General features: G+C 68.0%; 19 protein-coding genes and 1 tRNA gene. 8 read left to right on the top strand and 12 right to left on the bottom strand.

Annotated elements, in window-relative coordinates; genetic code table 11:
• Window positions 1–23 precede the first annotated feature (23 nt).
• Entirely contained in the window at window positions 24–986 is a 963-nt protein-coding gene (locus GVN21_RS00595; protein ID WP_166572754.1) for a magnesium transporter CorA family protein, read from the top strand.
• Window positions 987–1039: 53 nt separating this feature from the next.
• The gene (locus tag GVN21_RS00590; protein WP_166572753.1) at window positions 1040–2248 is read left to right on the top strand and encodes a pentapeptide repeat-containing protein; all 1209 of its coding nucleotides are present in this window, start codon (window positions 1040–1042) and stop codon (window positions 2246–2248) included.
• A gap of 3 nt (window positions 2249–2251) precedes the next feature.
• On the opposite strand, the gene GVN21_RS00585 is transcribed toward GVN21_RS00590, so the two are convergent.
• Window positions 2252–3127, bottom strand: coding sequence for a crotonase/enoyl-CoA hydratase family protein (locus tag GVN21_RS00585; RefSeq protein ID WP_166572752.1), 876 nt, complete (start codon window positions 3125–3127; stop codon window positions 2252–2254).
• 81 nt (window positions 3128–3208) lie between these two features.
• Between GVN21_RS00585 and GVN21_RS00580 the strand changes: the two genes are divergently transcribed.
• A complete protein-coding gene (locus tag GVN21_RS00580; protein ID WP_240902687.1) occupies window positions 3209–4141 on the top strand; it encodes an alpha/beta hydrolase in 933 nt (310 codons plus the stop codon).
• Here GVN21_RS00580 and GVN21_RS00575 read toward each other — a convergent pair.
• From GVN21_RS00575 to GVN21_RS00555, 5 genes are all read right to left on the bottom strand, one after another.
• Window positions 4130–5074: a thioesterase family protein gene (locus tag GVN21_RS00575; protein ID WP_166572751.1), complete on the bottom strand. Its 945-nt coding sequence runs from the start codon at window positions 5072–5074 to the stop codon at window positions 4130–4132. The genes GVN21_RS00580 and GVN21_RS00575 overlap by 12 nt on opposite strands.
• Entirely contained in the window at window positions 5075–5557 is a 483-nt protein-coding gene (locus GVN21_RS00570; RefSeq protein WP_166572750.1) for a Fur family transcriptional regulator, read from the bottom strand.
• A gap of 37 nt (window positions 5558–5594) precedes the next feature.
• Window positions 5595–6122: a hypothetical protein gene (locus tag GVN21_RS00565; protein WP_166572749.1), complete on the bottom strand. Its 528-nt coding sequence runs from the start codon at window positions 6120–6122 to the stop codon at window positions 5595–5597.
• Window positions 6123–6237: 115 nt separating this feature from the next.
• Entirely contained in the window at window positions 6238–7290 is a 1053-nt protein-coding gene (locus tag GVN21_RS00560) for a deoxyhypusine synthase (protein ID WP_166572748.1), read from the bottom strand.
• A 103-nt stretch (window positions 7291–7393) separates the two neighbouring features.
• A complete protein-coding gene (locus GVN21_RS00555; RefSeq protein ID WP_166572747.1) occupies window positions 7394–8644 on the bottom strand; it encodes a type III PLP-dependent enzyme in 1251 nt (416 codons plus the stop codon).
• A 256-nt stretch (window positions 8645–8900) separates the two neighbouring features.
• Here GVN21_RS00555 and phnC point away from each other — a divergent pair, with 256 nt between their 5' ends.
• The 4 genes from phnC to GVN21_RS00535 all read left to right on the top strand — a co-directional run bounded on the left by phnC (window position 8901) and on the right by GVN21_RS00535 (window position 12637).
• Window positions 8901–9695 carry a phosphonate ABC transporter ATP-binding protein gene (gene phnC, locus GVN21_RS00550; protein ID WP_166572746.1) on the top strand — a complete coding sequence of 265 codons (795 nt, stop codon included), beginning with the start codon at window positions 8901–8903 and terminating at the stop codon, window positions 9693–9695.
• Entirely contained in the window at window positions 9692–10687 is a 996-nt protein-coding gene (gene phnD / locus GVN21_RS00545) for a phosphate/phosphite/phosphonate ABC transporter substrate-binding protein (protein ID WP_166572745.1), read from the top strand. The genes phnC and phnD overlap by 4 nt, the downstream gene beginning before the upstream one ends.
• Window positions 10688–10704: 17 nt before the next feature.
• Window positions 10705–11529 carry a phosphonate ABC transporter, permease protein PhnE gene (gene phnE / locus GVN21_RS00540; RefSeq protein ID WP_166572744.1) on the top strand — a complete coding sequence of 275 codons (825 nt, stop codon included), beginning with the start codon at window positions 10705–10707 and terminating at the stop codon, window positions 11527–11529.
• Between the two features lie 73 nt (window positions 11530–11602).
• The gene (locus GVN21_RS00535) at window positions 11603–12637 is read left to right on the top strand and encodes a substrate-binding domain-containing protein (protein WP_166572743.1); all 1035 of its coding nucleotides are present in this window, start codon (window positions 11603–11605) and stop codon (window positions 12635–12637) included.
• Between the two features lie 62 nt (window positions 12638–12699).
• On the opposite strand, the gene lptB is transcribed toward GVN21_RS00535, so the two are convergent.
• The 5 genes from lptB to GVN21_RS00510 all read right to left on the bottom strand — a co-directional run bounded on the left by lptB (window position 12700) and on the right by GVN21_RS00510 (window position 15432).
• Window positions 12700–13530, bottom strand: coding sequence for an LPS export ABC transporter ATP-binding protein (gene lptB, locus GVN21_RS00530; protein ID WP_166572742.1), 831 nt, complete (start codon window positions 13528–13530; stop codon window positions 12700–12702).
• A 2-nt stretch (window positions 13531–13532) separates the two neighbouring features.
• Complete coding sequence (locus GVN21_RS00525; RefSeq protein WP_166572741.1) at window positions 13533–14051, bottom strand: LptA/OstA family protein; 519 nt, start codon at window positions 14049–14051, stop codon at window positions 13533–13535.
• A 12-nt stretch (window positions 14052–14063) separates the two neighbouring features.
• Complete coding sequence (lptC, locus tag GVN21_RS00520) at window positions 14064–14666, bottom strand: LPS export ABC transporter periplasmic protein LptC (protein WP_166572740.1); 603 nt, start codon at window positions 14664–14666, stop codon at window positions 14064–14066.
• Window positions 14663–15280 carry a ribonuclease D gene (locus GVN21_RS00515; RefSeq protein ID WP_166572739.1) on the bottom strand — a complete coding sequence of 206 codons (618 nt, stop codon included), beginning with the start codon at window positions 15278–15280 and terminating at the stop codon, window positions 14663–14665. Before GVN21_RS00515 ends, lptC begins: the two co-directional genes overlap by 4 nt.
• 65 nt (window positions 15281–15345) lie before the next feature.
• Window positions 15346–15432 (bottom strand) — tRNA-Leu (locus GVN21_RS00510).
• Between the two features lie 139 nt (window positions 15433–15571).
• Between GVN21_RS00510 and GVN21_RS00505 the strand changes: the two genes are divergently transcribed.
• A complete protein-coding gene (locus tag GVN21_RS00505; RefSeq protein ID WP_166572738.1) occupies window positions 15572–16534 on the top strand; it encodes a complex I NDUFA9 subunit family protein in 963 nt (320 codons plus the stop codon).
• Here GVN21_RS00505 and queG read toward each other — a convergent pair.
• A complete protein-coding gene (gene queG, locus GVN21_RS00500; protein ID WP_346764197.1) occupies window positions 16531–17634 on the bottom strand; it encodes a tRNA epoxyqueuosine(34) reductase QueG in 1104 nt (367 codons plus the stop codon). The two genes, GVN21_RS00505 and queG, sit on opposite strands and share 4 nt — an antisense overlap.
• Window positions 17635–17648: the final 14 nt, after the last annotated feature.

Genomic DNA, 17648 nt, shown 5'->3' with positions numbered 1-17648 from the left:
GATCCATCGCGGGCGAGGGTTCGATGATCAGGCTGCTTCGGCGAAATCAACGCACCGTCGAGGAGGTCGCGGTCGGCGACGGCTGGATCATGCCCGAGGACGTGGTCTGGATCGACCTGGTCGAACCGACGCGGGACGAGGAAATCCTCATCGAGACGCAGCTGAAGATGCAGCTGCCCACCCGCGAGGACATGGGGGAGATCGAGGCCTCATCCCGCCTCTACCGCGAGGGCGCGGCCACCTTTCTGACCGTCGAGGTGATCACCGGGGCGGCGGCCGAGGCGCCGAAGCTGGAACCGGTCACCTTCGTGCTGATCAAGGACCGGCTGGTCACCATCCGCTACGCCCACCCCCGCGCCTTCGTGCTGTTTGAAGGAAACCTGGCCGAGCGAGGCAGCGATTGCGGGGATGGCGAGTCGGTGTTCTTGGGCCTGCTCGACGCCATCGTTGATCGGATCGCCGACATTCTCGAGGCTGCTTCCGACCAGGTGGAGGCGCTGTCGCGCCACATCTTCGACCGGCCCCGCAAGACGGCGCGGTTCGAAATCATCCTGGGCAAGCTCGGCCGCTGGCGCGGGATCACCGCCAAGGTGCGCAACAGCCTGATCAGCCTGTCGCGCCTGCTGGTCTACGGAGCCGTCTCGCCCCACATCGCCGAGGGCGTCGATCACGCCGCCCGGATCGGTTCCCTGCAGCAGGACGTCGCCTCGCTGACCGATCACGCCGGCCATCTGTCCGGCGACATCACCTTCCTCCTCGACGCCACCTTGGGCATGATCAACATCGAGCAGAACGGGATCATCAAATTTTTCTCGATCGCTGCGGTGATCTTCCTGCCGCCGACCTTGGTCGCCAGCTATTTCGGCATGAACTTCAAACACATGGCCGAGTTCGACCTGCCCTGGGGCGAGCCGCTGGCGCTGGGGCTGATGGTGGTGGCGGTCGTCCTGCCGATGCTCTGGTTCAAACGCAAGGGCTGGTTGTAACAGCGTTGGCCAATACCCTTCCTTAAGGGGCTGCGACGGATCATCGCATACCGATGTCCAGCCAACCCAGCCTCCTGCGCGCGCTCGAACACGCCAGCCTCAAGCAGACGCTCGAGGCCCATGCGCGATTCCTCAGCGGACGGCCGGGCGGCCGGCGGGCCAATCTGGCCCATGCGGACCTCAGCAACGTCATGCTGGAGGGGGTTGATCTCTCCGAGGCCGAGCTGACCGGCGCGCGGCTGAACGGCGCCTGCCTGATGGGCGGCGATCTCTCCCGTGCGGTGCTGTTCGGGGCCGACCTGCGCGACACCGACCTGCGCGCGGCTAACCTCACCAAGGCCGACCTGCGGGGCGTCTGCCTGCGCGGGGCCAACCTCTCCCACGCCAACCTGATGGGGGCCGATCTGCGCGAAGGCCGCATCGCCGTGCAGGACCAGGCCCAGGGTTTCCGCATCCTGACCCATGAGCGGCGGCCGGGCGAGCTCGACTATGCGGTGGTGGCCGGCGCAAACCTCGAAGGGGTCCAGGCGCCGGACGAGACCCGCCGGGCCGACCTGACCGACGCGGTGCTGTCGGGCGCACAGCTCGGCGGGGCGCGGATGGTCAGGGCGGTGCTGGACGGGGCCGACCTTTCCGGGGCGGAGGTTTTCAACGCCGACCTGTCGGGCGCCTCGCTCAAGCGGGCGGTATTGACCCATGTCGACACCTCGTCGGCCAATCTCGACAAGGCGGACCTGACCGACGCGCTGCGGGCCCCGCCGCCGGTGGTCTATATCGACGACCTGCCGCTTCACGAGATCCTGGCGGACCACGAACGGTTCTGTACGTCTGGCGGGGCGGGCGGCAAACCGGCCCGGATCAGCCGGGCCGACTTCCGCTGCCTGCGCCAGCTGCGCGGGCGGATGATGACCGGCATCCATGCCCCCGGCGCGGTGCTGTTCGGCATGGATCTGGAGGGGGTGGAGCTACAGGGCAGCGACCTCACCGGCGCCGACCTGCGGGGCGCCAACCTGCGCGGCGCCGACCTTCGCGGGGTCAAGCTGGTCGATGCGCGGCTGGACCGCGCCGACCTCCGCGGCGCCAACCTCGGGCCATTGCTGATCGCCGAGGGCCGCCAGCTGCGCGCCAACCTGACCCGAGCGGTGCTGCGCCAGGCCGATCTGCGGGGCGCCAAGGCCAACCACGTCCGCCTGCTCGAGGCCGACCTGTCGGGCGCCAAACTCGACGGGGCCGACCTCCTGGGGGCGGAGATGGAGCTTTAGGTCCTACATCCCCTTGCGCAGCGGCAGCAGGTCCGGGAAATCCCCATCTCGCTTCTCCGCCTTGGCCTTGAAGGCCTCGGCCATGTGAGCGCCGCTGAACATGCCGGTCTGCCACACCGCGATGTAGTCTAGCGCGTCCTTGATCGTGTGGTCGCGGGCGTAGTTGATCATCACCTTGCTGCCGGCCACCGCCAGGGGAACCTTGGTGGCGATCTCGCGGGCGGTGGCCAGGGCGTGGGCGACCACCTCTTCATGGGTGTCGAACACGCCGTTGACCAGGCCGATCTGCTCGGCCTTGGCGGCGGGCAGGCGGCGGCCGGTATAGGCCAGCTCGCGCACCCAGCCCTCGGGGATCAGCTTGCACAGGCGCGGGAAGGTGCCGACGTCGGCGGTCATGCCGATGTTGATCTCCTGGATCACGAAGAAGGCGTCGGCGGTGCAGTATCGAATGTCCGCGGACGAGGTCAGGTCTACCGCCCCGCCGACACAGCCGCCCTGGATAGCGACGATCACCGGCATCCGGGCCTCGTCCAGGCAGGAGATGACGTCCTGCAGGTGGTGGACGTGGTAGCGGAAGCTCTCGCCGGCGTTTTCGCGGTCGTCGGGCCGGGCGCCGGTGGTCGATCCGCCGCCGCCAAACACCGCCAGGTCCATGCCGGCGCAGAAGTGCTTGCCGGTGGACGACAGCACGATGGCGCGGGCGCGGGCGTTGTCGCTGATGTCCTTCACGATGACGAGCAACTCGTTCCAGAAGGCGCGGGTCATGGTGTTCAGCTCATCCGGCCGCTTGAGCTGGATGTGGGCGACCTTGTTCTCGATGCTGACGGCGAAGCAAGACCAGTCGGTGGTGGTCACGTCGATGGGGGTATGAGCGTTCATTGGCGTTCTCCCGTTTGGGACCAACATGGCGCCGTGACGCGGCGATAACCAAGCCCTTGCGTGACCTTGGGGCCTTGATCCATGACCGTAGCGATGAGCAACGACCTCGCGCCGACCCTGTTTCCCTCCGAGAGCCCGGCTTTCCGGCGCCGCCGCATCCCGATCAACAGCCCGGCCGGCGATGGGATCATGGCGGCCATCGAGATGGGGCCGGAGGATCGGGCGGTGGACCTGGTCTTCTGTCACGCCAACGGCTTCAACGCCCTGACCTACCGCACCCTGCTCAGCCCGGTGGCGGACGCCGGCTATCGCATCCTGGCCATCGACATGCGGGGCCATGGTCAAAGCGAGCTTGCGGCCGATCCGGGGGACGGTCGCGGGTCCTGGGCCAACTTCGGCCTCGACATGGTCGGCCTGCTGGAAACGCTGGATACGGCGCCGAAGGTGGTGGCCGGCCATTCGATGGGCGGCACCTCGGGCCTGGTCGCGGCGGGCCTACGGCCGGACCTGCTGGGCCGGCTGGTGCTGCTGGATCCGGTGGTGATGCGCGAGGATGTGGCCAGGACCCTGGGCGAAACCGCCGCCTCCTCGCCGCTGGCCATCGGCGCCCTGCGCCGCCGCAACCAGTTCGACAGCAGGGAAGCGGCCTATGACGCCTACCTGGGGCGCGGCGCCTTCAAGACCTGGCCCGCCGAGATGCTGGCCGACTACCTGACCGACGGCCTGGTCCCGGATGGTGACGGCGGCTTCCGGCTGGCCTGCGCCCCCGCCTGGGAATCGGCCAACTTCTCGGCCCGCGAACACCGGCCCTGGCCCGGCTTCTTCGACTCGACCTGTCCGATCCGCATCCTGAAGGCCGAGTTCGGTTCGACCTGTTCGGTGGACGACCGGATGGATGAGCTGGCGTCCACCGGTCGCATCACCGTCGAGACCGTTCCGGGCACGAGCCATTTCCTGCCCATGGAGGTTCGGGATCTGGTGCGCGAAGCCCTGTTGCAGGCCTTAAAGGGCTAATCCCGCCTTCGCCTGGGCCATCAGCGCCGCATGGGCGGGACCCTCGATTGGCACCACCTTGCGGGCGTCGAGGTCGAAGGTGACGGCCACGGCCTCGCTGGTCCCCCAGACCTTGCCGGTCCCCGGCTCCAGCATCCAGTGGGCCAGGCGCATGGTGCGGGTGTCGGCGCCGATCAGGCCGGAGCGCAGCTCGAACCGCTCGCCGGCGCGGGGCCAGTCGAACTGGACCAGGCGATACTCCAGCACCGCGCCGCCGGTGCGGGCCGGTTTGCCGGGGGCGTTTTCGGCGACCACGGCGCGCAGGGGCAGGACCAGCCGGCCGATGCCGTCAGAGACCCGGCCGATGAACAGCTCGGGCCGCATCCGGCCGAAAGTGTCGCATTCCTGGGGCGAGAGGGCGCCGAGGCCGATTCGCATCAGATCCAGCTCGTCGGCCAGGGCGGGGCTCGCGATACTTGTTACCGGGGAGAGATCGAGGCTGCGGGCGCGGGCCTTCTCGGGAATCTCGACGACCAGCGCCTCGGCCATCCGGCGGGTGCGGGACGACCAGGGGAAGGCCAGGCCCTCGCGGGCGGTGGCGTGGACGACCAGGGTCTGAAAGGTGGCGCAGATTTCGCCACTGTTCGAATGGACGAGCAGCTGGACCAGCCGCGCCTGGCTCTCGCCAAGCTCGACGACCCCGCCGACCATGTGCAGGGCGGCGCCGGCATGGGCCTCGCGGTGGAAGCGGATGTGCTGCTCACGGACCAGCAGGGTGGAGGTGGCGTCTGCGCAGAAGGCCTCTGGCAGGCCGATGAGGGCCGCCAGCGAGCTGAGGCCCTCGACCGCCTTGGCGACGTAGAAGCGCACATTCATGTGCCCCATCTCGTCGCATTCCCAGGTGTTGACGCCGCCCCTCCAGATTTCGGGCCAGGTTTCCGGCAGGCGCTCCATCTAGGCGCAGTCGGCGCAGAGACCGTGGGCCTCGATGGTCACCGATTGAATGGTGAAGCCGGGCGCCTTGGCGGCGGTCTCGATGCTGTCCAGGACCGCCGGGTCGATTTCGCGGGTGGCCCCGCAGCAGTCGCAGATCAGGAAGGCGGCGGCGTGGTTGGCGGGGCCCTCGCCGGCCGCATGGCGACAGGCGACATAGGCGTTGAGGCTCTCGATCCGGTGGGCGAAACCCTGTTTCGAAAGGAAGTCGAGGGCGCGATAGACGGTCGGCGGCTTGGCCGGGGCGTCAGCCGCGAAGGTGGCGATCAGATCGTAGGCCTTTACCGGCTGGCCGGCTTCCAGCAGCTGTTCCAGCACCCGCCGGCGCGGGGCGGTCAGCTTCTGGCCGGCCTCGGCGCAGCGGGCGTCGGCGGCGCCGAGCTCGGCCGCAAGGGTCTGGCCGGTCAGGCCGTGGCTGTGATGGTCATGGCCGCAGGAGGACATGGCCCTCAGGTAACCACGGCCGGCCCTCGGGGCAAGCTCACTCGTCCGACCAGGTCAGCTGCACCTCGGAGCCTTTGCCGGAGGGGCTGGCGATGACCTGCATGCCGGCCTTGCCCTCGCCGGTGTCGCCGGCTGTCAGCATGTGGACGTCGCCGCCCATGTCCTGGTCCATGGTCACGGCCTTGCCCGTGGCCTTCATCCGCTCGCGATAGAAGGCGATAACCTGCTTGGGCGGGGCGTCGGTCCTATAGGTGACGAAGCCGCCCGGGCCGACGCCGCTCTCGCCGACCACCGAGGTGGCGACCGCGGCGCCGGGATAGATGGGTGCGTAGGCTGGGGTGACCACCTTCGAGGCGGCCGCGCCGACCGAGACGGTGGCGCCGTCGGCGGTCATGGTCTGGCCTGGGCCGAGCGGGGCGGCGGGATCCGCCGGGGCCTTCGGCGCTTCGGGCGCCTCCGCCACAGGCGGTTCATCGGTGGGCGATTCGGTGTCTTCAGCCTTGCCGCATGCGGACAGCAACAGGGTCGCCAGGGTGGCGGCCAGCAAGAAGCGGATCTTGGACAATGAAGGGACGCTCCCGACGATATTCACACGACACTGAACAGCCCGGAGCCCATAAATCAACCGCCGCAAAGGGGGTACCCCTTGCGGCGGTCGAAACTGTGGCCCCGGCTCGCCTTTAAGCGAACAGCTTTTGCCAGCGGCGCTTCTCGCGGTTCTTCCAGGCGCCCCGGTGGTAGGCGTCGGAGCCGATCAGCGGCACCACGGTGGTGGCCTCCGCGAACACCATCTGTTCGAAGGTCGTGTCCACCTTGCCCCAGCTGGCCGCCTCCTTGAGTGTCGAGGACGAGCAGGCGCCATCCCGCACGTCGGCCACGGTGATCTGCACCGCGTACTTGTGCATGTCGGCCTCGACGCCGAGGATTTCGGCGCAGACCACGGTGTCCTGGGCAAAGTTCTTGGGCACCCCGCCGCCGACCATGAACAGGCCGGTGGTGCCGGCGGCGATCTTGATGTCGGTCAGTTCGCGGAAGTCGGCGATGGCGTCGAGCATCATGTAGGGCTTGCCCTCCTTGGCGCGCTCCTTCTGGTGCTTGACCAGGCCGAACCCGGCCGAGCTGTCGACGAAGGCCGGGCAGAAGATCGGCACGCCCTCTTCATAGGCGGTCTGGATCAGGCTGCCGGGCTTCTTGGCGTTGCCCTCGCTCAGCCACTTGCCCATCTCCCAGATGAACTCGCGGCTGGAGTAGCCGCGCGGCTCCAGGCGGTTGGCGATCTCCAGGATGGTGTGGTCGCAGGCCTGGAGTTCTTCCTCGTCGATGTAGGTGTCGTAGATGCGGTCGATGTAGTTCTCGCGCAGCACGTTGTCGTCCACCGGACCGGCGGCCTGGTAGTGCTTGAAGCCCAGGGCCTCGAAGAAATCCATGTCGACGATCGAGGCGCCGGTGGCGACCACCGCGTCGATCATCCCGAACTTCACCATGTCGCGGTAGACGTGCATGCAGCCGCCCGCCGAGGTGGAGCCGGCCAGGATCAGCCAGGGCGAGCAGTCCTTGTCCTCGATGGCCATCGAGAAGATGTCGGCCGCACGGGCCGTGTCGCGGCTCGAGAAGCTCATCTTGCGCATGGCGTCGACGATCGGGCGGGCGTCGAAGCTGGTGATGTCGATATGCTCGACAGTATTGCCCAGCAGCTGGGCTTTCATGTTGGTCGGGGGGACGGGAGCGTTCATCGCTTTCAGGTTTCCCTTGGAGTTAGAGCGCCCGTCACAAAAGCATCCGCAGGCCCGGACGGAGCGACGGGCCTGCGGTCAACGCGTTACCAGTTAGAACGGCTTACTTGCGCCGACGTTTCCTGCCCTTGGGCCGTGACAGCCGAACGACATTGCTCGCCGGCTTGGGCGCCGGGATCGAACGACGGGCCAGGCCGAACATCGAGGCCATCGGAGCGTCCGACACCTCGACCATCTCGGTCTCGCCAAAACCGTTGAAGCGGGTGGTCATGGCGACGCCATAGGCCCCCAGCATGCCGATCTCGATGAAGTCGCCTTCCTGGATATCGGCCGGCAGATAGAAGGGGCCGGGCATGTGGTCCATGGAATCGCAGGTCGGGCCATAGAAGCGGTAGGGCTTCAGCTCGCCTTCGACTTCATGGGCGTTCTCGCCCTCGCCCCGGTAGAGCTTCACCGGGAACGGCCACTTCACATGCGCCGCATCGAACAGCGAGCCGTAGCTGCCGTCGTTGAGGTACAGCGCCTCGCCCTTGCGGAGTTCCACACGGGTCAGCAGCGAGGTCGACTCGGCGACCAGGGCCCGCCCGGGTTCGCACCACAGCTCGGTAGTCTCCGAGACCGGCATCTCGTTGAAGCCGCGCTCGATGGCCGCGAAATAGTCGTCCATGTCCGGCGGGATCATGCCGGGATAGATCGACGGGAAGCCACCGCCCACGTCCACCACATCGGCGAACACGCCGGCGCGGATCAGCGAGCGGCTGACCTGGGCCATGGCGGCCTGGTAGGCGGTCGGGCGCATGCACTGGCTGCCGACGTGGAAGCTGACGCCCATCAGTTCGGTCGTCGCCTGGCGGGTGGCCAGCAGGAGGCCGGGGGCTTCGAACGGCGAGACGCCGAACTTGCCCGACAGGCTGAAATTGGCCCCTTCCGCATCGACCGCCATGCGGACGATCAGGTTGAGGTCGCGAGCCTGGCCGGTGGCGTCGAGAATCTTGGCCAGCTCCTCGTGCGTATCGAGCACGAAGGTGCGGACGCCGTAGTCGAAATAGGCCTGGGTGATCGCCCGGCGGCTCTTCACGGGATGCATGAAGGCCATCTGGGCGCCGGGCGCATGCTCGGCCACGAGCGCGATCTCCGCGATCGACGCGACGTCGAACCGGGTCACACCGTTCTTGAAAAGAGTCTCTATCACCCACGGCGAAGGATTAGCCTTCACGGCGTAGAGGACGTCACCCTTGAACTTCGTCTGGAACCAGCGCGCTGCCGCAGCTACCGCATCGCGTCGCACGAGTGCGACAGGATGTTCCGGTGACCGCTCGCGGACCAGGTCCAGGGGCGTATGGTACGTGTGCAATTCACGTAAACCCCTGTTAGCAGTTAAACCCAGGCCGGCGTTAGCAGCGATGAGGACAACGGGGTCCGCCGGAGCCGCGCGATATGATGGAAACGGACCCCCCTGTAAAGACCTTTTTGCACCCTGGCCGATGCACGAACTGACGCGTTTATCCACAGCCGCCCCCGCGAGGGCCGGGCAAGGTTGCAGGAGGGCCGCCAGATAGCGTAACCCTCTGAGGCAATTAACCCCGGGGCCGCCAGGCCCAGAGAGATTCATGACGCAAGACGCCGTTCTCCAGGTCCGGGGAGTCTCCAAGACCTTCGGCAAGCGACGCGCCCTCGACGGGGTGTCGCTGGACGTGAACAAGGGCGAGATGGTCGCCCTGATCGGGCCGTCCGGCTCGGGCAAGTCCACCCTGCTGCGCTCCATCGACGGGCTGCAGACCATCGACGGCCCCGACGGGACGATCACCGCCTTCGGAACCACCACCCAGGCCAGGGGCAAGGTCGGCGACAAGGTGCGGGACGCCCGCATCCGCATCGGCTTCATCGCCCAGCAGTTCAACCTGGTCGGCCGGCTGAGCCTGTTCACCAATGTCGCCCTGGGCTCGCTCGGGCGGATTTCCTTCCTGCGCGGCGTCTTCGGCCTTTGGCCGGACGAGACCAAGCAGGCGGCCATGCAGGCTCTGCACCGCGTCGGCATCTCCGACTACGCCGGCCAGCGGGCCAACACCCTCTCCGGCGGACAGCAGCAGCGCGGCGCCATCGCCCGCGCCCTGGTCCAGCGGGCCAAGATCATCCTGGCTGACGAGCCGGTCGCCTCGCTAGACCCCGTCTCGGCCCGCAAGGTCATGGAGATCCTGCGCGAGCTGAACGACAAGGACGGCCTGACGGTCATCGTCACCCTGCACCAGGTCGACTACGCGATGCGCTACTGCGACCGGGTGGTCGCGCTGAAAGCCGGCAAGATCGTCTACGACGGCCCGCCCGCCGGCCTGCAGAAACCCAAGCTGATCGAAATCTACGGCCCGGAATTCGAGGACGTATTCTGGGAAGGAGCCCCGCAATGATGGACCGTCGCGCCCTGCTGGCCAGCGCCCTCAGCCTGCCTGTCCTGTCCGCCTGCGGCGGCGGCGGGGAGAAGCCGAAGAACGAGGTGATCTTCTCGATCCTGTCGACCGAGTCCGCGCAGAACATGGAGGACTACTGGACCCCCATCCTGGCCGACATGGAGAAACAGACCGGCCTGAAGGTGAAGCCCTACTTCTCTTCCAGCTACAGCGCCCTGGTCGAATCCATGCGCTTCAAGAAGATCGATCTTGGCTGGTTCTCCAACCAGTCGGGCCTGGAAGCGGTGCGCCGCGCCAACGGCGAGGTCTTCGCCCGCACCTTCGACGACAGCGATACCGACGGCTACAAGTCGGTGATCATCGTGCCGGCGAACAGCCCGATCAAGACGATCGACGACCTCTTGAAGTGCGACAAGACGTTGAACTTCGGCATGGGCGACGCCAAGTCGACCTCCGGCACCCTGGCCCCCGTCACCCTGGTCTTCCAGCCGGCCGGCAAGCGCCCCGACACCTGCTTCAAGACGGTGATCAGCGCCAACCACCAGGCCAACCTGTTCGCCGTGGCCAACGGCAAGCTGGACGCCGCCACCAACAACTCCACCGCCATCGCCCTGAACGCCAAGCGCGGCGAAGGCCAGGCGGAGAAGATCCGGGTGATCTGGGAGTCCCCGACCCTGCCGGAGGATCCGATCATCTGGCGCAAGGATCTGGATCCGGCGCTCAAGGAAAAGCTGCGCCAGTTCTTCCTGACCTACGGTCAGGGCGACAGCCCCGAGGCCAAGAAGGCCCGCGAGTACATGGCGGCCCTGAGCATCGGCGGTTTCAAGCCGGCCGACGAATCCCACCTGCTGTTCGTCCGGGAGATGGAAGCCGCCGGGCAGCTGGGCGAGGCCAAGGAGACCAACAATCCGGCCGCCGTGGCCGCCGCCCAGAAGAACCTCGATGGCATCCGCGCCGAAGCGGCGGCCGCCAAGGCCAAAGCCGGCCAGTAGGGCGATAGGAACCACCGATGTCCGCTACCGAGGCCATTCCCGCCCCGCCGACCCGGCCGATGTCGGCCCGCGCCTTCGACCTGATCATCTGGGGGTCGGTCGCCGTCCTTCTGGTGGTCAGCTTCGCGCCGGCCGAGATCAACAAGTTCCCCGACCTGTTCAGCGGGTCGAGCAACATGCAGTCCTTCGCGCGGGACTTCTTCTCGGCGTTCAACCCTAACTCCGAGGCGTTCGAGAAGGCCAAGTGGACCGTCTACATCGGCAAGATGTGGGAAACGATCCAGATGGCGCTGTGGGGCACCTTCCTGGCCATCATCCTGGCCGTGCCCCTCGGCCTGCTGGGTGCCCGCAACATCACCCCGGCCTGGATCCAGCAGCCGGTCCGCCGGGTGCTCGACCTTGTCCGCTCGGTCCCCGACCTGGTGCTGGCGGTGATGTTCATCACCGCGGTCGGCCCCGGCCCCTTCGCCGGGGTCATGGCCATGATGTTCAACACCGGCGGGGTGCTGGCCAAGCTGTTCGCCGAGGCCGTGGAGGCCATCGACAAGGGCCCGGTCGAGGGCGTGCGCGCCACCGGCGCCGGCCGGCTGCAGGAGGTCATCTGGGGGGTCATCCCGCAGGTCGCGCCGCTGTGGACCAGCTATGCCCTCTACCGCTTCGAATCCAACAGCCGCGCGGCCACCGTGCTGGGCCTGATCGGGGCGGGCGGCATCGGCCAGGTGCTGATCGATTCGACCAACAGCTTCGAGTACGGCAACACCGGCGCCATCGTGCTGATCATCGTGATTGCCGTTTCGATGATCGACCTGCTCAGCCAGGCCATCCGCACCCGGCTGCTCTGACCACGGACAGTTGGGTGTCGCCCAACTGTCGCAATGCCGTCGTAGGGACACCGGCAGGATCACGGAGCCGCCGATGAAACGCCTTCTGGCCTGCGCCACCCTCAGCTTCGCCCTGGCCGCCGGTCCGGCCTTCGCGGCGCGAGACTATGTCTGGGCGGCCGGCTCCTCGACGGTCTTCCCCTACACCACCCGGGTGGCCGAGACCTTCGCTCGCAAGACAGGGGGCCGGACGCCCAAGGTCGAGAGCCTGGGGACCGGCGGGGGCATCAAGCTGTTCTGCGGCGGGGCGGGCGACGCCTATCCCGACATCGCCAACGCCAGCCGGCCGATGAAGGCCTCGGAGTTCGACGCCTGCGCCAAGAATGGCGTCAAGGACATCATCGAGATCCGCATCGGCTATGACGGCATCGTCGTGGCCATGGACAAGCGGGCCGCCGACCTCAACATCAAGCTGGAGCACCTGTACCTCGCCCTGTCGGACCAGGTGCTTCGCCAGGGGCGGTTCCAGGACAATCCCTATGGCCTGTGGAGCCAGGTCGGAGCCGGCCTGCCGCCCGGCAAGATCCTGGTCTACGGCCCGCCGCCGACCAGCGGCACCCGCGACGCCTTCCTGGAACTGGGCATCGAGGCCGGCGCCCAGCGGTTCGCGCCCCTGAAGGCGCTGAAGGGCGAGGACGAGAAGGCCTTCAAGGCCAAGGTCGACCCCCTGCGCAACGACCGCTGGATCGACGCCGGGGAGAACGACAACGCCATCGTCCAGACCCTGACCCGCACGCCGGGATCGGTGGGGGTGTTCGGCTACTTCTTCTACGAAGAGAACCGCGACAAGGTGAAGGTCGCCAGCATCGACGGCGTCGTGCCGACCTTCGAGACCATCGCCTCGGGCAAATACCCGCTGTCCCGCTCGCTCTACATCTATGTAAAGGCCTCGCGCCTGGACCTGACACCGGGCCTGCGGGCCTTCGTTAGGGAGTTGACCTCGGATGCGGCGTCGGGGCGCGGCGGCTACCTGCAGGAGCGTGGCATGATCCCGCTGCCGCCGGCCCTGCACGAGAAGATCAAGGCGGAGGTCAAGGCCGGGAAGACGATGGGCCGGCCGGCGAAATAGCGCGTGCCGATTTCGAAACCGGTCATCGGACCAGGCGCGACCAAGGAAAAGGGCCGCTCGTCCTAAACGTTCACCGGCTGGCCGAACCGCTCGCCCAGGTACACGCGCCGCACCTCGGGATCGTCGATGATCTCCTGCGGGGCGCCCTCGAACAGCACCTCGCCGGCGTGGATGATCGAGGCGCGGTCGATGATGTCGAGGGTCTCGCGGACGTTGTGGTCGGTGATCAGAATGCCGATGCCGCGACCCTTCAGATAGCCGATCACATCGCGGATGTCGGCAATGGCCAGGGGATCGATGCCGGCGAAGGGCTCGTCCAGCAGCATGAAGGCCGGCTCGCTGGCCAGGGCGCGGGCGATTTCCACCCGGCGGCGCTCCCCGCCCGACAGGCTGATGGCGGGGGCGGCGCGCAGATGTTCGATGCGCAGCTCTTCGAGGAGGTCGGTGGTCACCTTGGCTGCCTTGGCCTGATCGTGGACCCGCATCTCGACCACCGCCATGACGTTCTGCTCGACCGTCAGGCCGCGGAAGATCGAGGCCTCCTGCGGCAGGTAGCCGACGCCCAGGCGGGCGCGCTGGTACATCGGCAGGGCGGTGATGTCCGCCCCGTCCAGCAGGATGCGGCCGTGGTCGACCGGGATCAGGCCGGTGACCATGTAGAAGCAGGTCGTCTTGCCGGCCCCGTTGGGACCCAGCAGCCCGGCCACCTCGCCCCGCGCCAGACGCAGGGAGACGTTCTTGACCACCTGGCGGTCGCCGAACCGCTTGCCGATGCTCTCGACCACCAGGCCGGCGCCGGCGTCCGCCTTTGCTGCGACCGGGGGCGCGGCTTCGGCGGTGGAGGCCGCGGCGGCCTTCGGCTTGGCCTTGGTCGATGTGTCCTTGGCCGCCATGCCTATTGCGGCTTGCCGCTCGGGTAGAGGACGGCGCGGACCCGGTTCTTGCCGCCGCGGCCCTTCGAATTGCTGAACATCTGCGACTGGCCGGTCTGCAGGTTGATCACCACCCGGTCGGCGCGGGCGACGTTCTGGCCCTCGGTCACCACCACATCGCCGGTCAGGGTGATGGTCTCGGCGCGAGAGGTGTAGACGGCGTTGTCGGCCCGCACCTTCCGCTCGCCTTCGACGTAATAGACCTGACCTTCAGCCACCAGCCGCTCGGTCTCGCCGCACTCGCCGCCCTTCTTGGCCGCGAAGACATTGAGGGTCTGGGCGCGCAGCCGTGTGCGGGCCTGAAGCGCTTCCACATCCCCGCGCCAGATCGACTTGCACTCATTGGTCAGGATTTCCGACTCGTCGGCGGCGATGTCGAGCGGCGCCTTGGAGCGCGGCGCGATCTGGGCTTGAGCGGCCCCAGCCACAACCATCACGCCCACCAGGGCGCCGGCCGCCGCCATGTATCTCGCCTTGCGCATTCTCTCTTCGCCTTACTTCTCGATGCGGGCCCGGACCCGGCCCTTCATGGTCACCTTGCCGGTGTCGCGGTCAACCTCATAGGACTTCGCCGACACCTGGCCAAGCGGGCCGTCGCCGGCGAGGCCTTCCTGACCGCTGATCTTTCCCGACCGGGTGTCCACTATAGCGTCGTTCGTGGCCACACGTTGGCCGTCTCCGTCGTCGATCCGCACGTCTCCCGAGAGCCGAAGGATACGGGTCTTTTCGTCGTAGATTCCGCGCTTGGCGGTCATCCGCGACGGGGCGCCTGTCTCGCCGCCGAGGGTCAGCACCGGATCGACCAGCACCACCTCCTGCATGATGGTGTCGCTGCGCATCGCCTGGCCGGCCCCGATCAGGAAGCTGCGGCCGTCTTCCATCCTGCCCATGAAGCGGGCGCCGACCAGCTTGATTTCGGTCTGGGTCTCGCGGGGCTGGGCCTTGCCCGCCTGGATGGAGCTGAAGGTGAAATAGCCCGCGAGGGCCAGGACCAGCGCGCCCATCAGCGCCGGCAGCAGCCAGCGCAGCACGCGGATCAGCCCTGAGCGCCGGCGCCAGGCGTTCATGCGATCGGGCTGGGCGGCGAGGTCGGTCATGTGTGGGCGAAGATGTCCATCTCCTCCCAGCCGGCCAGGTCGAGGCTGGCGCGATGGGGCAGGAATTCGAAACAGGCCTTGGCCAGCTCGGCGCGGCCCTCCCGCTCCAGCATCATCTCCAGCTTGGCCTTGGCGGCATGCAGGTACAGCACGTCGGAGGCGGCATAGGCCAGCTGTTCGGGCGAGAGCGTGGCGGCGCCCCAGTCGCTGGACTGCTGGGCCTTGGAGAGGTCGACCCCGACCAACTCCTTGACCACGTCCTTGAGGCCATGGCGGTCGGTATAGGTGCGGGCCAGCTTGGAGCCGATCTTGGTGCACCAGACCGGGGTGGTGACCACGCCCAGATGCAGCTCGAACATGGCGATGTCGAAGCGGCCGAAGTGGAAGATCTTGGTCACCGCCGGGTCGGTCAGCAGCGCCTTGAGGTTGGGGGCGTCATAGGTCTGGCGATTCAGCCGCACCATATGGGCGTCGCCGTCCCCGGCCGAGATCTGCACCAGGCAGAGGGGATCGCGCCGGAACCGCAGGCCGAGCGTCTCGGAATCGATGGCGACACTGGTCGCGCCCGCGAACAGGCCGGGCGGCAGGTCGCCTTCGTGCAGATGATTAGCCAATGAACCGACTCTCCTCGGACTTCTGTAACATAGGGAGAGCGTTGCCCCACCTAAAGAGAGGGGGGTGGTGCCCAGGAGAGGACTCGAACCTCCACGGCCGTTAAGCCACTGGCACCTGAAGCCAGCGCGTCTACCAATTCCGCCACCTGGGCCCGCCTTGATCCGCAAGGGATCGCCGCGAAGGCGCGCCTCTTACGGCGTCTGTTGGGGTTGGTCAATGGCCGTGATTGCGAATGTGCGCCGGGTGTTCTAAGCCCGCCCCATTCTTATGGTTTTGGGACAGCGAGCGCCATGCAGGGTCTGGTCACGGTTTTCGGCGGCACCGGCTTCGTGGGGCGTCAGGTCGTCCGTGCCCTGGCCAAGAAGGGGCTGCGGGTCCGGGTCGCGGTGCGCCAGCCGGGGCGTGGCTACCGACTGCGGCTGCTGGGCGACGTCGGCCAGATCGAGGTGGTTCAGGCCAACATCCGCGATCGCGCTTCCACAGCTCGGGCGCTCGAAGGTGCCGAGGCCTGCGTCAACCTGGTGGGCCTTCTGCGCGAGACCGGCCGCCAGCGGTTCCTCAGCGTCCACGGCATGGGCGCCCGCAACATCGCCGAGGCCGCCAAGGCGGCGGGCGTCAGCCGCTTCGTGCAGATCTCGGCCATCGGCGCCGACGCCGGCTCGACCTCGAAGTATTTCGCCACCAAGGCCGAGGGCGAGGCGGCGGTGCGCGAGGTGTTCCCCACCGCCACGGTGGTCCGCTCGGCCATCGTGTTCGGGGCCGACGATGGCTTCTTCAACCGGTTCGCCCAGATGGCCTCGCTCAGCCCGGTGCTGCCGCTGATCGGCGGCGGGACGACGAAGTTCCAGCCGATCCATGTCGCCGACCTGGCGGCCGCCATCGCCCAGGCCGCCTCCAGCGAGGACTTCGCCGGCCGCACCTTCGAACTGGGCGGGCCGACCGTCTACAGCTTCAAGGAGCTCATGAGCTTCATCAGCGCCGAGACCGGCCGAAAGCCGATCCTGGCGCCCGTGCCCTTTCCGATCGCCGGGCTGATGGGCATGGCGGGCGACATCGCCGGCCTGGTCATTCCCCCGCCGATCACCAGCGACCAGGTCGAGATGCTGCGGACCGACACCGTGGTCTCGGCCGGGGCCGAGGGCGTGGAAGCTTTCGGCATCACGCCCAAGCCGATCGAGGCGGTGGTCCCCTCCTACCTCTACCGCTACCGCAAGGGCGGCCAGTACGCCGCCACGCCGGAAGGGGCGTACTAGCCCGCCGCCAGGGCGGCCCATTCGGCCTGCACGTCCGGATCCTCGTCACGCGCGCTTGCCGCCAGCGCCCGGGCTCGCTCCAGCGCCAGGCGACCCAGCGCCCAGACCGCAGCCCCGCGCACCACGGGTGAGGGATCGCCCAGCAGCCGTTCGGCCTCGCCCGCAAGCGCCGGGTCGCCGCTGTTGCCGATGGCGTAGAGGACGTTGCGCACCATCCGGTCTCGGCCGATGCGGGTGACGGCGCTCTTGCGGAACAGGGCGCGGAAGCCCGCCTCGTCCAGCCGCGCCAGATCGGCCAGGGCCGGCGCCTCCAGCTCCGGCCGGGCCCGCAGCCCCATCTCCCGAGCCTCCTGCGCGAACTTGTTCCAGGGGCAGACGGCCAGGCAGTCGTCGCAGCCGTAGATCCGGTTGCCCAGCGCCGGGCGCAGGGCCGGATCGACCGGCCCCTCATGCTCGATGGTCAGGTAGGAGATGCATCGGCGGGCATCGAGCCGGTAGGGGGCGGGGAAGGCGTTCGTCGGGCAGACGTCCAGACAGGCCTGGCAACGACCGCACCGGTCCGTCTCCGCCTCGTCCAGGGGCAGATCGAGGCTGCTGAGCACCGAGCCCAGGAACAGCCAGCTGCCCAAATCGCGAGAGACCAGGTTGGTGTGCTTGCCCTGCCAACCCAGGCCCGCCCGCTCGGCCAGGGGCTTTTCCATCAGGGGGGCGGTGTCGATGAACACCTTCACTTCGCCGCCGAACCTGGCCTTCAGCCAGCCGGCCAGGTTCTTCAGCCGCCCCTTGATCAGGCCGTGATAGTCATCGCCCCGCGCATAGGCGCTGATCAAACCCCGGTCCCTCCGGGCCAGCCCCTCCATGGGATCGCGCTCGGGGCCGTAGTTGACGCCCAGCATTACGGCCGTCCGCGCCTGGGGCCACATGGCGGTGGGGTGGGCCCGGCGCGGCAGGGTCTCTTCCAGCCAGTCCATGGTTCCGTGCAGCCCCTCGGCCACGAACCGCTCCAGCCGCGCGCCGGCCGGCCAGGGATCGGCGGCCGAGGCGAACCCAACGGCGTCGAAGCCGAGGGAGCGGGCGCGCGCCTCGACCGCCTCGGTGATCTGGGGCGGGGTCA

Origin of the sequence: Caulobacter sp. SLTY (assembly GCF_009905535.1) — a bacterium.
In the GTDB taxonomy this organism is placed as follows: domain Bacteria; phylum Pseudomonadota; class Alphaproteobacteria; order Caulobacterales; family Caulobacteraceae; genus Caulobacter.
This window is presented reverse-complemented; position numbering and strand designations above follow the sequence as displayed.

Coding starts and splice junctions, on each gene's coding strand:
- GVN21_RS00595 (WP_166572754.1), top strand. CDS start 24: ATGATCAGGCTGCTTCGGCGAAATCAACGCACCGTCGAGGAGGTCGCG.
- GVN21_RS00590 (WP_166572753.1), top strand. CDS start 1,040: ATGTCCAGCCAACCCAGCCTCCTGCGCGCGCTCGAACACGCCAGCCTC.
- GVN21_RS00585 (WP_166572752.1), bottom strand. CDS start 3,127: ATGAACGCTCATACCCCCATCGACGTGACCACCACCGACTGGTCTTGC.
- GVN21_RS00580 (WP_240902687.1), top strand. CDS start 3,209: ATGACCGTAGCGATGAGCAACGACCTCGCGCCGACCCTGTTTCCCTCC.
- GVN21_RS00575 (WP_166572751.1), bottom strand. CDS start 5,074: ATGGAGCGCCTGCCGGAAACCTGGCCCGAAATCTGGAGGGGCGGCGTC.
- GVN21_RS00570 (WP_166572750.1), bottom strand. CDS start 5,557: ATGTCCTCCTGCGGCCATGACCATCACAGCCACGGCCTGACCGGCCAG.
- GVN21_RS00560 (WP_166572748.1), bottom strand. CDS start 7,290: ATGAACGCTCCCGTCCCCCCGACCAACATGAAAGCCCAGCTGCTGGGC.
- phnC (WP_166572746.1), top strand. CDS start 8,901: ATGACGCAAGACGCCGTTCTCCAGGTCCGGGGAGTCTCCAAGACCTTC.
- phnD (WP_166572745.1), top strand. CDS start 9,692: ATGATGGACCGTCGCGCCCTGCTGGCCAGCGCCCTCAGCCTGCCTGTC.
- phnE (WP_166572744.1), top strand. CDS start 10,705: ATGTCCGCTACCGAGGCCATTCCCGCCCCGCCGACCCGGCCGATGTCG.
- GVN21_RS00535 (WP_166572743.1), top strand. CDS start 11,603: ATGAAACGCCTTCTGGCCTGCGCCACCCTCAGCTTCGCCCTGGCCGCC.
- lptB (WP_166572742.1), bottom strand. CDS start 13,530: ATGGCGGCCAAGGACACATCGACCAAGGCCAAGCCGAAGGCCGCCGCG.
- GVN21_RS00525 (WP_166572741.1), bottom strand. CDS start 14,051: ATGCGCAAGGCGAGATACATGGCGGCGGCCGGCGCCCTGGTGGGCGTG.
- lptC (WP_166572740.1), bottom strand. CDS start 14,666: ATGACCGACCTCGCCGCCCAGCCCGATCGCATGAACGCCTGGCGCCGG.
- GVN21_RS00505 (WP_166572738.1), top strand. CDS start 15,572: ATGCAGGGTCTGGTCACGGTTTTCGGCGGCACCGGCTTCGTGGGGCGT.